We start from the raw sequence: 12044 nt of genomic DNA, 5'->3' as shown, positions 1-12044 counted from the left end.
TGTCATAGGAGCGCAAGAGGACCTTGCCAGCTTGCCGGCGCGAAAGCGCTCCAAAGGTCTCCTTGGGCGATTGAGGATCATTTGGCGGCCGGTCGAGCGAAGCGGCGCGCGCCGGAAGCAGGATGAGGCGAAATGATCCTGTCGGACCTACTCCGCCGGCTGCGTCCGGACCATCTTCTGGGTCAAATCTCGCTTCTCATTCTCGGCTCGATCATCGCCTATCAGCTCGTCATCGTCGTAATGCTGCATGCGATGGAGTCGGAAGGGCGCCGGCATTACGTCTCCGAGGCCGATTTCATCACCGGCGTGCTTCTGGCGCTGGATTCGGTTCCGGCGCCGGAGCGAAGCGCGCTCATCCACAAGATCCACTTCGCCGCGCCTTACGCCAATGTTTCGGTTCGCGACGACAGGCCCGAAGCGCTGGAGATGAAGGAGCCCGTCTTCGCCGCGGAGATCCGGCGCATCAACGCGCATCTGATCGGCGAAGCGAAAGCCTTCGCCACGGCGCCGCTTCAAGACGCGCATGACACGCTGGCGCTGCCGCTCGAGAAGGGCGGCTACGCCATCGTCTCGGTCGCGCAGCATCGCAAGCCCTCGCGCCTCTTGTGGCGTTGGCTCCTGGAGCCCGAGCCGCGCTATCCCTTCTTCATGACCCGCTGGGCGCGCGCGGGCTTTCTCTTTTTCATCAGCGCCTCGATCATTCTCATCTTCCTGTCGAGCTACATCGTCGCCCCCCTGAATGATCTGGCGAAACGGGCCGAGTCCTTTCCGACCCGCGACGGCCTGAAGGCCGCGCTCGTCGAACGTGGCCCGCGCGAGATTCGCGATCTCAACCGCGCCATACGCGGGATGAAGGAGCGCATCCTCGCAATGGTCGCCGAGCGCACCCATGTGCTCGCGGCGGTCAGCCATGATCTCAAGACGATCATCACGCGCATGAGCCTGCGCACCGAATTCATCGCCGACGAGGATCTGCGCCGCAGGATGCAGAAGGACATCCATCTCATGGACGCCATGCTGCGCAAGAATCTCGAATATCTGCGCACGCAGGACAAGCGCAGCGACCATTCCATTATCGATCTCGGCAGCGTCATCCAGACGGTCGTCGACGAATTCAACGAGCTCGGGCACAAGGTTCGCTATGTCGGCGACAAAAAATTCATGATGCGCGGCTCGCTGACGGAAATACATCGCGTCCTCGCCAATCTGGTCGAGAACGCGGCGCATTACGCCCAAAATGTCGAGATTGCGGTCGAGGCGCTCGACGGCGGCCGATTGCGGATCGACGTGAGCGACGACGGCCCCGGCATATCCGACGACGTCAAGGCCCGCGTTTTCGAGCCCTTCGTACGCGGCCAGTCGGGCCGGACGGTCGGCGACAAAGGCGGCTTCGGTCTCGGCCTCTCCATTGTGCGGTCGCTGGTCGAGAGCCATGGCGGCGCGGTCGCGCTGCTGGACCGCGAGGGAGGCGGGCTGATCGTGCGCGTCATCTTGCCGGCGGCGGAAGCCGAGGCGGCGCAGGAGGCGGCGTGAACGGCCCTGGAGCGATCACGCTTGTTGAAACCGGGCCGGACAAGCGTTACAGATAAGGGGAGCGCGGGCGTAGTTCAGTGGTAGAACGACAGCTTCCCAAGCTGTATGTCGTGGGTTCGATTCCCATCGCCCGCTCCATTTGCTCTCGGGAATTGTCGGTTTTCCCGACGATCATCGCGGCCGGTCGGTTGCGCGTCGATTTGGCAGCAGTTCGCCGGAGCGCTCCAAAATCGGATAGGCGGCCGACGCCACGATTTGGCTGTTGATCAGCTTAACGTCTCTAATCAGGTCGAGATACAGGGCGCTCCGCTGTGCGGCGTCGAGCTGGCCCGTTCTCAGCACGTCGAAATGCGCCGCGGTCGCCTTGGACTCCACCTCTCGGAAGGCGACTTTTTCATCGGCCAGGTCGCGCGCGGCGCGCGGGTCCTGGGTCATCAATATTGAGGTCGCCATTCTCAAATTCGCGCGCAAGCGGTCGATCATCCGCGCAAGCTCGGCCTGCTGGGTTCCGGCGATGGCGCCGTTGCGCTTGAGATGCTTGGCGACATGGTGCAGGAAGATGCGGGACGCCGTGTCGCCCGCCTGCTCCATATGCGAGGCGAAAGTGAGGATCTCCTTGATTCGCCGCGCGTCGGCCGCGCTCAGCTCCTCGGCGTCCAGCGAAGTGACATAGGCCTTGATCGCGATTTCGAGACGGTCGATGATTTCATCCCGTCGGCGCGTTTGCGTGATCACTTTCCGGTCGCCTTTTTCGATCGCCTCTTTCAGGCCGACGAGCATTTCGTTCAAGACGTCGGAGAGGCGCAACGCCTCCCGCGCCGCCGCCCCGATCGCGACAATCGGCGTCTCCTTGGCCGCAGGGTTGAGATAAAGGGGCGCGGAAGGGTCGTTCGGCTCGACATTTCGAGGCAGGAGGAGGCGAAGAAAGGAGGCGTAGGGCGTCAGCAAGGGAAAGAATATCGCGGCGGTCGCGAGATTGAAGAGCGTGTGGAAATCGGCCACCAAACGGGCGTTGTCGGGTTGGATCGTCACCATGAAGCGACCAATCGCATGCAGCGCCGGCAGCGCCGCGACGGCGCCGACAAGCCGGGTAAGGGCGTTGCCGATCGGCAGCCGTTTCGCGGCGAGATCGCCGCCCGCGGCGCCTTCGACGACCGGATTGATCGCCGCCCCCAAATTCGCGCCCAGGACGAGCGCAAGCGCCGCATCCGGCGGAACAACTCCCTTTGCCGCGAGCGACATGACGAACAGGACGACGGCGACGCTGGAATGCGCCGCCCAGGTCAGCGCGGCGGCGAGAAGAACGTCGAGCACCGGCTCGGTCGACACCGCCCCGAGAAAAATCCGCAGGCTCGGCGCGTCCTCGTAAGCCGTCATCATGTCGAGAAGCTGATGTAAGGCCAGCAGCATCAGTCCAAGGCCGATAAAGACGCGCCCGAGGTCGTGCGCCTGCGTGCTCGAATGCTTGCGGAAAAGTATCACGCCGACGAGAATGAAGCAGGGCGATATCGCCGCGACGTTGAATGACAGCAACTGGACGATAAGGGTCGTTCCGATATTCGCGCCGAGCATGACGGCGAGGCCCGGCGCGAGCTCGACCAGGCCGCTCGCCGCGAAGCCGGCCGTCATCAGTCCGGTCGCCGTGCTGCTTTGAAGCAAGGCGGTGACGCCGATCCCGGCGAGCAGCGCCCAGAAGCGATTCTTCAGCGCCGCGCCGAGAAAGAGCCGCAGCCGCGGCCCGAAAGCGCGCTGCACGCCCGTCTGGACCATATGCGCGCCCCAAAGGAGCAAGGCGATCGCCCCCGCAAGGTCGATGAAGGTGATGGGAAACGCCATCTTAGCGTGCCTGGGTCCGGAGTCGGCGGCGGAGCTTTGCGCGTCGCGTCGGACGCGAAATTACACCAAACTTCATTTTGCGGCATATTTAGGAGTCCGTTCTCGGTCAGGAGGCGACGCCATGAGCAACAAGCTGGTGTTTTTTCTTGCGCTCTCGCTTCTTGCCAGCAGCCCTGCCCGCGCCGGCCGGGCGCTCGACGACGCGGAGTGGACGCAACTTCAATCCGCGCTTGACGCCCAGGGATGCTCCGGAGGCAAGTTCGAGTTCGACGACGGCCGCTACGAGGTGGAGGGCGCGAAATGCGGGGACGGGAATATCTATGAGCTGAAATTCGATGCGGCCTTCAAGCTCATCGAGAAAAAGCTGGATCGATAGAGGGCGAGGGGAAAAAGCGGAGGCCGGCTTCTCGCGAGATCGCGGCGCCGTCGCGGGCCGGCTGCTTCGAATTCCTGCGGCGGCGGGAATGACATTACGCGGGCTCCCGGCTAGAAGACGGCGGAACCGTTCGCCCATCGCCGAGGACCGCGCATTTTGGACTCCGCCATTCACGCTCCCGCCGCGCCGCTGAGCGCCGCCGCCTCGGGCCCGCTCTCGGGCCGCGTGCGGCCGCCGGGCGACAAATCCGTCTCGCACCGCTCCATGATCTTCGGCCTCCTGGCCGTCGGCGAGACGAAGATCGAAGGGCTGCTCGAGGGCGAGGACGTGCTGCGCACGGCGCAGGCCGCGCGCCAGCTCGGCGCGAAGGTCGTGCGCCATGCGCCGGGGAGCTGGAGCGTCTGGGGCGCGGGGCTGGGCTCATTGCTGCAACCCACGGAGACGCTCGATTTCGGCAATGCCGGCACCGGCTCGCGGCTGATGATGGGCGTCGTCGCCGGCCATCCGATCGTCGCGCGCTTCGACGGCGACGCGTCGCTACGCAAGCGCCCGATGCGGCGCATTCTCGATCCGCTGGCGCTGCAGGGCGCGCAAGTGCTGGAGGAGGCCGAGGGCGGCCGCCTGCCGCTGGTGCTGCAGGGTTCGGCCGAGCCGCTGCCGGTCGAATACAAGACGCCCGTCGCCTCGGCGCAGATTAAATCGGCGGTGCTGCTCTGCGGGCTGAACTCGCCCGGCCGCACGGTCGTCATCGAGGCCGAGGCCTCGCGCGACCATACCGAGAAGATGATGGCCCATTTCGGCGCCAGGGTCGCCAGCGAGCCCTATGGCGCGCATGGCCGCAAGATCATGCTGGAAGGTCGGCCGGAGCTCCTCGCGCGGCCGGTGCGCGTGCCCGCCGATCCTTCCTCGGCCGCCTTCCCGCTCGTCGCCGCGCTGATCGCGCCGGGCTCGGACATTGTGGTCGAAGGCGTGATGACCAATCCGCTGCGCGGCGGCCTGCTGACGACGCTCAGGGAAATGGGCGCCGATATTTCGCTGGACAATAAGCGCGAAGAGGGCGGCGAGGAAGTCGCCGACATGCGCGCGCGCTTCTCGTCGCTTGTCGGCGTCGACGTGCCCGCCGAGCGCGCGCCGTCCATGATCGACGAATATCCGATCCTCGCCGTCGCGGCTTCCTTCGCAAAGGGCGAGACGCGCATGCGCGGGCTTTCGGAGCTGCGGGTGAAGGAGTCGGATCGCCTCGCCGCGATCGCCGCGGGGTTGAAAGCCAATGGCGTCGATTGCGAGATTGTCGGCGACGATCTGATCGTGCGCGGCGGCGGCGTGGAGGGCGGCGGCCTCGTCGAGACGCATCTCGACCATCGCATCGCCATGAGCTTCCTCGTCATGGGCCTCGCCGCGCGAAACAAGGTGACGGTCGACGACGAAACCATGATCGCGACGAGCTTCCCGTCCTTCCGCCCGCTCATGGAAAGTCTGGGAGCGCGCTTTTCATGAGCTTCGTCATTGCGATCGACGGCCCGGCGGCGTCCGGCAAGGGCACGCTGGCGCGCCGGCTCGCCAAGCATTACGGCCTGCCGCATCTCGATACGGGCCTGCTTTATCGCGCCACCGCCTGCGCGCTGCTCGATGAAGGCCTGCCGCTCGACGACGTCGAGGCGGCGGTGGAGGCCGCGCGAGGCCTCTCCCTCGTCGATTTCGACGAGGCGCGGCTGCGCGCGCGAGAGATGGGCGAGGCGGCCTCGGTCGTCGCCGCGATGCCGCCGGTGCGCGCGGCGCTCATCGACATGCAGCGCGCCTTCGCGGCGCGGCCCGAGGGCGCGGTGCTCGACGGCCGAGACATCGGCACGGTGATCTGCCCGGAGGCGCCGGTGAAGATTTTCGTCACCGCCTCGCCGGAGACCCGCGCCCAGCGCCGCGCGCTGGAGCTCGCCTCGCGCGGCGAGGAGGTCGATTACGCGGCGATCCTCGAAGATGTGAGGAAGCGCGACGCCCGCGATAGCGAGCGCGCCGCGGCGCCGCTGAAAGCGGCCGAGGACGCCGTGACGCTCGATACGAGCGAGCTCGACATCGAGGCGGCCTTCGCGGCGGCGCGGGCGATCGTGGAAACGAAGCGGGCCGCCGCTCGAAGGTGAATCGGCCGTCAGGTCACGACGTGGCGAGATCCATGGGCGTCGCGCAGCCGTCATTGCGAGCGGAGCGAAGCAATCCAGAGCCTCACCGCGACTCTGGATTGCTTCGCCTCCGGCTCGCAATGACGCGGGAGCGTCGCGGGATCGATCCGTCACGCCAAATCCCTTTGATGTCATTTGCCGCGCGGCCGTCATTGCGAGGAGGCGACGCCGACGAAGCAATCCAGCGCCGCAATAGCTGCCTTTGGATTGCTCCGCCTTCGGCTTGCAATGACGCGGAAGCGTTGTGGGGATGCAATCAGGCCCAAGCCGCATCATTCCGCCTCTTTCGGCCTTTCGAGCGGAATTCTCGGCTGCGCCGCGAGCAATGCGGCGAGCTGGGACTGGCGGTTCGATCCCGTCTTGGCGAAGATTGATTTTATCTGGCTGCGGACGGTCGCCACCGTCACGTCCTGCCGCGCGGCGATCTGGTCTGGCGTCAGCCCTTCGGCGACGCCGCTCGCGACGCGCGCTTCGGCGGGGGTGAGGTCGAAGAGACCCTGGATCAGCGCGGCGTTCGGCGCGGAAGGCGCGGCAAGGGGCGTGAGCGCCAGAACGCCGAAACCGCCGTCGAAGAGATCGCGCGCCTCGCCCGCTGTGGGGATCAGATGCGCCACCACGGGATCGCCCGCAATCCCCTTCGCGGGAAAGGATCGGACAGAGGTCGCGGCGGGATTGGAGATATCCGTGACGGCGGCTTGCAGCAAGGCGTTGGCGGCGGGATCGAAAAAGGCCAAGCGATCCTTCGGCAACCATCTCACATATGACGCCATCGCCTCGATGAGCGCATTGGCGGCCAGCACTTTGCCGCGCGCGTCGAGAATGGCCGCAGGCAGTCCGATCAGGGCCAGCGCCTCGGCGGCGGCGCGCAGCCGCTCGAGCCGCCAGCGCGCCGCGAGCAGGCCCGCACGCGCGAGATGCGGCCGAAAAGCGTCGAGACGGGAAATGTCGTCGCGATCGAATCGAGGCTGGCCTTTGCGGCGATTTATTTGAACCACGACCAGATCGCCCGTTGGCGCGGGCATGGCGGTGGCGGCGGCATGATGGAGACCGGCGGGCGCGCCCCATTCGGTCATCATTGGGTCGACCAAATAGTCTTCTTCATTGGAAAACGCCTCTAGCGCATCGATAAAGCCCGCACGGTTGACCGCGAGGAGGCGGCTCGTGGACTGGCTGCGCGCCGCAGCGCCGCGCATATATGCTTCGGCTCCGGGCGCCATCGCATCGGAATACCGCCAGCCGAGCCAGGCGTCGGCTCGACGGGTGAGAATGATCCCGCCGGCCGCGTCCGCCGATCGACCGAGATCGTGCATGACCTGCGGCCACAGACCCGGATCGGCGGCCGCTTCATAAATCTGGTCGACGAGGGACTCGAAGCTCATCATGGCCGCCGCTGTAGCATGAAGCCCGTCAGAGCGGCGGCTGAACGCCGACCGGCTGCAGCGGAAAACTGGGCTGCGCCGCAAGCAAAGCGACGATCTGGGATTGCCTGCTCGCGCCTGTCTTCGCGAATACCGATTTGATCTGGCTGCGAACGGTGCTCATCGTCACCTTGTGGCGCTCGGCGATCTGATCGAGCGTCAGTCCCTCGGCGAGGCTCCCCGCGACGCGCGCCTCGGTCGGCGTCAGGTCGAAGAGGCTTTGCACCAATGCGGCGTCCGGGGCGGCCGGCCGCGTGAGGGGTGTGATCGCCAGCACGCCCAGCCCGCCGCCGAACAGGTCGCGCGCATGGCCGGTGACGGGAATCAGATGCATCACCACAGGGCGATCGCCGGCGCCTCTCGAGGGAAAGGAGCGCACCGAGGCCGCCGCGGGATTGCGGAGATCGGCGACGGCGCGCCGCAGCAAGGCGTCGGCGGCGGGCTCGACAAGCGCGATGCGGTCTCGCGGCATCCAGACATGATGCGAGGTCAATTCCTCGATCAGCCCATTGGCGGCGAGCACACGGCCCTCGATATCCAGTATGGCCGCCGGAACGCCGAGGATTGCGAGCCCCTCGGCCGCCGATCGCAGCCGCTCGAGCCGCCAGCGCGCGGCGAGCAGGCCGGCCCGGGCGAGATGCGGGCGCAGCGCGTCGAGCCGCGCTAGCTCCGCGCGGCCGAAAGGCGGCTCTCCCTTGCGCCGCTTGACCTGAAACACCGCGAGATCGCCATTGGGCATCGGCACGGCGGTGGCCGTGCAATGGTGGATGCCGATCGGCCCGCACCATTCCTTGATGACGGGATCGGCGCAAAATTCTTCGTCGGTGAAGCCTTCCTGATCGGCGACGAAGCCGGCGCGGTTGAACGCCAGAAGACGGCCGGGAACCTGACTGCGGGCGAGGCCGCCGCCGCCGAAAAAGGCGTCGGCGCCGCGCTCCAGCGCTCCGGAGCAACGCCAGCCGAGCCAGGAATCGGCCCTTCGGGCGATGATGGCGCCGCCCGCGGCGTCGGCGACCTTGCCGATGTCGTGCATGATCCGCGGCCAGCAATCCGGGTCGGCGGCGGCCTCGTAGATATTGTCGACGAGAGATTCGAAATCTGGCATGGCGCGCAATCCGGTTGCGGCGAAACGGCGGTTCGATTGTGACATATTGACGCAAGCGCGGCCCGGCGTCCACGGCCGGCGAGATTCTGCGAGATTGGACTTGTGCTTGACGGCAGGACGAGGATGCGGCGGTCATGGTTTCCCCGGAACGCAGGGCTTTTCGCTTCGCGCCGTCGCCCAACGGCTTGCTGCATCTCGGCCACGCCTATTCGGCGCTGCTCAATTTTGAGCTGGCGCGCGCCTGCGGCGGTCGCTTTCTGTTGCGGATCGAGGATATCGACCAGGGCCGCGCACGGGCGGAATTCGAAGCGGCGATTTGCGAAGACCTCGCCTGGCTCGGGCTCGCATGGGAGACGCCCGTGCGCCGACAGTCCGAGCATTTCGACGATTACGCCCGAGCGCTCGCGCGGCTTGACGAGATGGGGCTGCTCTACGCTTGCGATTGCAAGCGCTCCGACGTCGCCCAATTCGCCGCCGCCCATCCGGATTGGCCGCGCGACCCCGACGGCGCGCCGCTCTATCCCGGAACCTGCCGCGACAAGCCCCGCCGCCCCGCTTGCGCCGTGCTGGCGCAGGGGGGAGTCGCGCTGCGGCTCGACATGGCGAAGGCGGCGGCGCTCATGGGGGAGGGGCTGAGCTGGCGGGAATTCATCGCTCGCGATTGCGAGCCGCTTTACCCTCCCCCTTGCGGAGAGGCGCCAGAGGCGGCGGCGGCCGACGGCGCATCGCTCCCCGCAAGGGAGGGGGAAGGCGCCTTTCCTGCCGAGCCTGAAGAATTTGCAGCCGTTCCCTGCGACCCCACGCAGTGGGGGGACGTTATCCTTGCGCGCAAGGACACGCCGGCGAGCTACCATATTGCGGTCGTCGTCGACGACGCGATTCAGGGCGTGACCGACGTGGTGCGCGGGCGCGATCTGTTCTTCGCGACGAGCCTGCATCGCCTGTTGCAGCGGCTGCTCGACTTGCCAGAGCCGCGCTACCGCCATCACGGGCTGATACGGGACGCGGCCGGCGAGAAGCTCGCCAAGAGCCGGGGTTCCGCGACGCTGCGGGCGTTGCGGAAGGCCGGCGTTCGCCCGGCGGACGTCAGACGGCGAGTCCTTCCCCCGCTCACTTGATAGCGGGCTCGTTGGAGGGCGCTTCCGCCTGAGAATACCCCCTGTGCGCCCCCGCACGGCGACCCGTCGTCCGACCCGCTACCTTCCCATCATCGGAATTTCAAAAGCGGCGCGGAGACAGACAATGTTCGCCACCATCCAGACCATCATCGACCAGGAAACCAGGCTCGCCATTCCGGCGGCGCATCTGACCCCGCGCGCCAATCTCTATGCGCTGGGCCTGACGTCTTTCGACGCCATCCGCCTGCTGGTCGCAATCGAGCGGGCCTTCAAGGTCGAGCTGCCGCGCGAGATGCTGAAGCGCGAGACGGTCGCCTCGATCGAAACGATCGTCCAGGCGATCCGGTCCACGCAGCCCGGGTCGGCCAAGGATTTGCGCCTGGCGGCCTAACGGGCGCGCGGAGACAGAAGGGCAGGGAGAAGGAAGATGTTCGCCATCATTCAGCGCGTGATCGATCGTGAAGCGCGGCTCGTCATTCCGGCCGCAGATCTCACCCCGGGCGCCGATCTCTACAAGCTCGGGCTGACGCCTTATTCCGCCGTGCGCGTGCTGCTCGCATTGGAGCGCCAATTCGGGGTCGAGCTGCCGCGCCGCGAACTCAAGCGCGAGACGATGCAGTCGATCGAAGCGGTCGCCCGCGCGCTGCGTCTCGCCATGGCGTCGAGGCGCGACGCCGCCTGAATCTATCGGCTCGCGGTCGGCGTCGCGCCTGTCGGCCCGCGCGCGACCTTGTTGCTGTTCGGCGCCTTGGCCATCAGCGAATCGATGCGGTCGCGCTCTCTCTTGAACTCGACCAGCATGCGGCCCTCGATCTCGCGGGTGCGCGCGAGCTTGACGCGCATCGGATCGACGAAATGGCCGTTGACCATCACTTCATAATGTAGATGCGGTCCCGTGGAGAGGCCCGTCGAGCCCAGGAAGCCGACGACCTGTCCCTGCTTGACGCGCACGCCTTCCGTAATGCCGCGCGCAAATCCGGACATGTGATTGTAGGTGGTGATGTAGCCGTTGGCGTGCTGGATTTCGACCCGGCGGCCATAGCCCGAATCCCATTGCGCCTTGATCACGGTGCCGTTGCCGGCGGCGAGAATCGGCGTGCCGATGGGCGCGGCCCAGTCGACGCCCGTATGCATCTTGTAATAGCCGAGGATCGGGTGGCGGCGCATGCCGAAGCCCGAACGCGTCTCGCCGATCGAGATGGGCTTGCGGACGAGGAATTTGCGGCTGGAGCGACCATTCTCGTCGTAATAATCGACGAGCCCGTCATCCGGCGTCTGGAAACGATAGTAGCGATAGGTTTCGTTGCGCGTCGTCAGCGACGCGTAGAGCAGGCTGTCCCGCGTCGGTCCGGAACCGTCTTCCGGCTCGTCATAGAAGACGTCGAGCGAGTCGCCTCCCGAGACGCCGCGCTGCAGATCCACGTCATTGGCGAAGACGCGCACGAGCTCGTTCACGACGGCTTTGGGCATCTGCTGCTTCAGCGCCGTCTCGTAGAGCGAATCATAGAGCCGCATGGCGCCGGAATCTTCTTCCTCGCTGTCGAACTCCTCGACCGCCGGCGCGTAGCGCTTGGTGGCGCGGCGAGCTGCGGCGGTCGGCGCCGTCGGCGTTTGCACGAACGCGCCCTTGTCGGTCGCGGCGACGATCGATTCGACTTCGTCGTCATTGTAGACCGACATGCGCGCGAGCTGCATGTTCTTGCCGGATCCGTCGAAATCCGCGAAGAGCAGCTTCACCCGCTGGCCTTCGCGCACCGGCTCGCGCTTGCCCTTATAGGCGCCGGCGACGGCGGCGATGCGCGCCTTCGGGACGCCATTGGCGGCGAGAATGTCTTCCAGTCCCTCGCCATGGCGCACGACGGCGAGCTTTTCTTCCATCTGCGTCGGCTGCGGCGTGTCGCGCGGCGCGATGGTGACGTTCTCCGGCACCATGCGCACCTCGATGGAGGAGAAGGGCGCGGTGAGCGACGCGCCCGGCGCGGCGTAGGCGAGGGCCTGCGGATCGATCGCGGCGGCGCGGCTCGTGCGCGACAGCAGCATCTGGCCGGGCAGGGGCAGCGCCGCCTTCGGGCCCGCGGCGATGGCGGTCTTCACCTGTTCGAGCACCTGCGCCTGCGCCTCGTCGAAAGAGAGCTGAGCGCTCTGCGCCTGGATGTCGAGCGAGGAAAGCTCCTTCGTGACGAAGGAGACTTCCGCTTCGTCCAAAGCAATGTCCGAATCGCCGCTATTCTCAGGCGCGCGCGGATCGCTCACCAGCTTGAGGGGATTGAAGGGCGGCACATCATTGGCGAAGCTCGTCGGCGCGAGCGTCAGCGTCGCGGCGACATGCGTGAAGGCGCGCGTGCGCACCACTTCCTTTTCGCCCGATTTCGACGTCGTGGCGGCGCGGAAGGTCTGCTTCGCGGCGACGACGTCGACCGCGCGCATGAGCCGGTCGCCCTTCTTCGGATTGACGATATTGCCTTCCGCCTCGGCCTGGCGCGG

At 66.5% G+C, this 12044-nt stretch carries 11 protein-coding genes and 1 tRNA gene (1 of these 12 running past the window's edge); 8 read left to right on the top strand and 4 right to left on the bottom strand.

The genetic code is table 11. From position 1 onward, the window contains the following. Positions 1–132: 132 nt before the first annotated feature. Both ACV7JP_RS01670 and ACV7JP_RS01665 read left to right on the top strand, forming a co-directional pair. Positions 133–1533: an ATP-binding protein gene (locus tag ACV7JP_RS01670; RefSeq protein WP_457797545.1), complete on the top strand. Its 1401-nt coding sequence runs from the start codon at positions 133–135 to the stop codon at positions 1531–1533. Positions 1534–1596: 63 nt separating this feature from the next. Continuing rightward, positions 1597–1671, top strand: a tRNA-Gly gene (locus tag ACV7JP_RS01665). A 33-nt stretch (positions 1672–1704) separates the two neighbouring features. Here the strand turns inward: ACV7JP_RS01665 and ACV7JP_RS01660 are convergent. After that, on the bottom strand, positions 1705–3369 hold the full coding sequence (locus tag ACV7JP_RS01660) for a Na/Pi cotransporter family protein (RefSeq protein ID WP_457797544.1): 1665 nt from the start codon (positions 3367–3369) through the stop codon (positions 1705–1707). A gap of 121 nt (positions 3370–3490) precedes the next feature. On the opposite strand from ACV7JP_RS01660, the gene ACV7JP_RS01655 reads away from it, so the two are divergent. The 3 genes from ACV7JP_RS01655 (at position 3491) to cmk (ending at position 5880) form a co-directional block, all read left to right on the top strand. After that, the gene (locus ACV7JP_RS01655) at positions 3491–3745 is read left to right on the top strand and encodes a PepSY domain-containing protein (protein ID WP_457797543.1); all 255 of its coding nucleotides are present in this window, start codon (positions 3491–3493) and stop codon (positions 3743–3745) included. 156 nt (positions 3746–3901) lie between these two features. Further along, positions 3902–5242, top strand: a complete 1341-nt coding sequence (gene aroA, locus ACV7JP_RS01650; protein WP_457797542.1) for a 3-phosphoshikimate 1-carboxyvinyltransferase — start codon at positions 3902–3904, stop codon at positions 5240–5242. Further along, the gene (cmk, locus tag ACV7JP_RS01645; RefSeq protein WP_457797541.1) at positions 5239–5880 is read left to right on the top strand and encodes a (d)CMP kinase; all 642 of its coding nucleotides are present in this window, start codon (positions 5239–5241) and stop codon (positions 5878–5880) included. Before aroA ends, cmk begins: the two co-directional genes overlap by 4 nt. A 311-nt stretch (positions 5881–6191) precedes the next feature. On the opposite strand, the gene ACV7JP_RS01640 is transcribed toward cmk, so the two are convergent. Together ACV7JP_RS01640 and ACV7JP_RS01635 are read right to left on the bottom strand one after the other, a co-directional pair. Further along, on the bottom strand, positions 6192–7301 hold the full coding sequence (locus tag ACV7JP_RS01640; RefSeq protein ID WP_457797540.1) for a helix-turn-helix transcriptional regulator: 1110 nt from the start codon (positions 7299–7301) through the stop codon (positions 6192–6194). Positions 7302–7326: 25 nt separating this feature from the next. Further along, on the bottom strand, positions 7327–8442 hold the full coding sequence (locus tag ACV7JP_RS01635) for a helix-turn-helix transcriptional regulator (RefSeq protein WP_457797539.1): 1116 nt from the start codon (positions 8440–8442) through the stop codon (positions 7327–7329). Between the two features lie 134 nt (positions 8443–8576). Between ACV7JP_RS01635 and gluQRS the strand changes: the two genes are divergently transcribed. The 3 genes from gluQRS to ACV7JP_RS01620 all read left to right on the top strand — a co-directional run bounded on the left by gluQRS (position 8577) and on the right by ACV7JP_RS01620 (position 10242). After that, positions 8577–9560 (top strand): tRNA glutamyl-Q(34) synthetase GluQRS, encoded by a 984-nt coding sequence (gene gluQRS / locus ACV7JP_RS01630; RefSeq protein ID WP_457797538.1) that lies wholly within the window; start codon positions 8577–8579, stop codon positions 9558–9560. Between the two features lie 124 nt (positions 9561–9684). Next, a complete protein-coding gene (locus tag ACV7JP_RS01625) occupies positions 9685–9951 on the top strand; it encodes an acyl carrier protein (RefSeq protein WP_457797537.1) in 267 nt (88 codons plus the stop codon). Positions 9952–9987: 36 nt separating this feature from the next. Further along, the gene (locus ACV7JP_RS01620) at positions 9988–10242 is read left to right on the top strand and encodes a phosphopantetheine-binding protein (RefSeq protein WP_457797536.1); all 255 of its coding nucleotides are present in this window, start codon (positions 9988–9990) and stop codon (positions 10240–10242) included. Positions 10243–10244: 2 nt separating this feature from the next. Here the strand turns inward: ACV7JP_RS01620 and ACV7JP_RS01615 are convergent, their stop codons facing one another. Beyond that, positions 10245–12044: the 3' portion of a peptidoglycan DD-metalloendopeptidase family protein gene (locus tag ACV7JP_RS01615; RefSeq protein WP_457797535.1), read on the bottom strand. Its footprint extends 255 nt past the window's final position; only the last 1800 of its 2055 coding nucleotides appear in the window; its start codon lies off the right edge, out of view — the gene reads right to left on this strand; it ends in the stop codon at positions 10245–10247.

The organism is Methylocystis sp. S23 (genome assembly GCF_054106005.1).
Note: the sequence above shows the minus strand (reverse complement) of the source record. Positions and strands in the feature narration are given on the sequence as shown.

What these genes read in the sequence shown, in the direction of transcription:
- cmk (WP_457797541.1), top strand. Translation starts at nt 5,239, where the DNA reads ATGAGCTTCGTCATTGCGATCGACGGCCCGGCGGCGTCCGGCAAGGGC.
- ACV7JP_RS01640 (WP_457797540.1), bottom strand. Translation starts at nt 7,301, where the DNA reads ATGATGAGCTTCGAGTCCCTCGTCGACCAGATTTATGAAGCGGCCGCC.
- ACV7JP_RS01655 (WP_457797543.1), top strand. Translation starts at nt 3,491, where the DNA reads ATGAGCAACAAGCTGGTGTTTTTTCTTGCGCTCTCGCTTCTTGCCAGC.
- ACV7JP_RS01620 (WP_457797536.1), top strand. Translation starts at nt 9,988, where the DNA reads ATGTTCGCCATCATTCAGCGCGTGATCGATCGTGAAGCGCGGCTCGTC.
- ACV7JP_RS01635 (WP_457797539.1), bottom strand. Translation starts at nt 8,442, where the DNA reads ATGCCAGATTTCGAATCTCTCGTCGACAATATCTACGAGGCCGCCGCC.
- ACV7JP_RS01660 (WP_457797544.1), bottom strand. Translation starts at nt 3,369, where the DNA reads ATGGCGTTTCCCATCACCTTCATCGACCTTGCGGGGGCGATCGCCTTG.
- ACV7JP_RS01625 (WP_457797537.1), top strand. Translation starts at nt 9,685, where the DNA reads ATGTTCGCCACCATCCAGACCATCATCGACCAGGAAACCAGGCTCGCC.
- ACV7JP_RS01670 (WP_457797545.1), top strand. Translation starts at nt 133, where the DNA reads ATGATCCTGTCGGACCTACTCCGCCGGCTGCGTCCGGACCATCTTCTG.
- gluQRS (WP_457797538.1), top strand. Translation starts at nt 8,577, where the DNA reads ATGGTTTCCCCGGAACGCAGGGCTTTTCGCTTCGCGCCGTCGCCCAAC.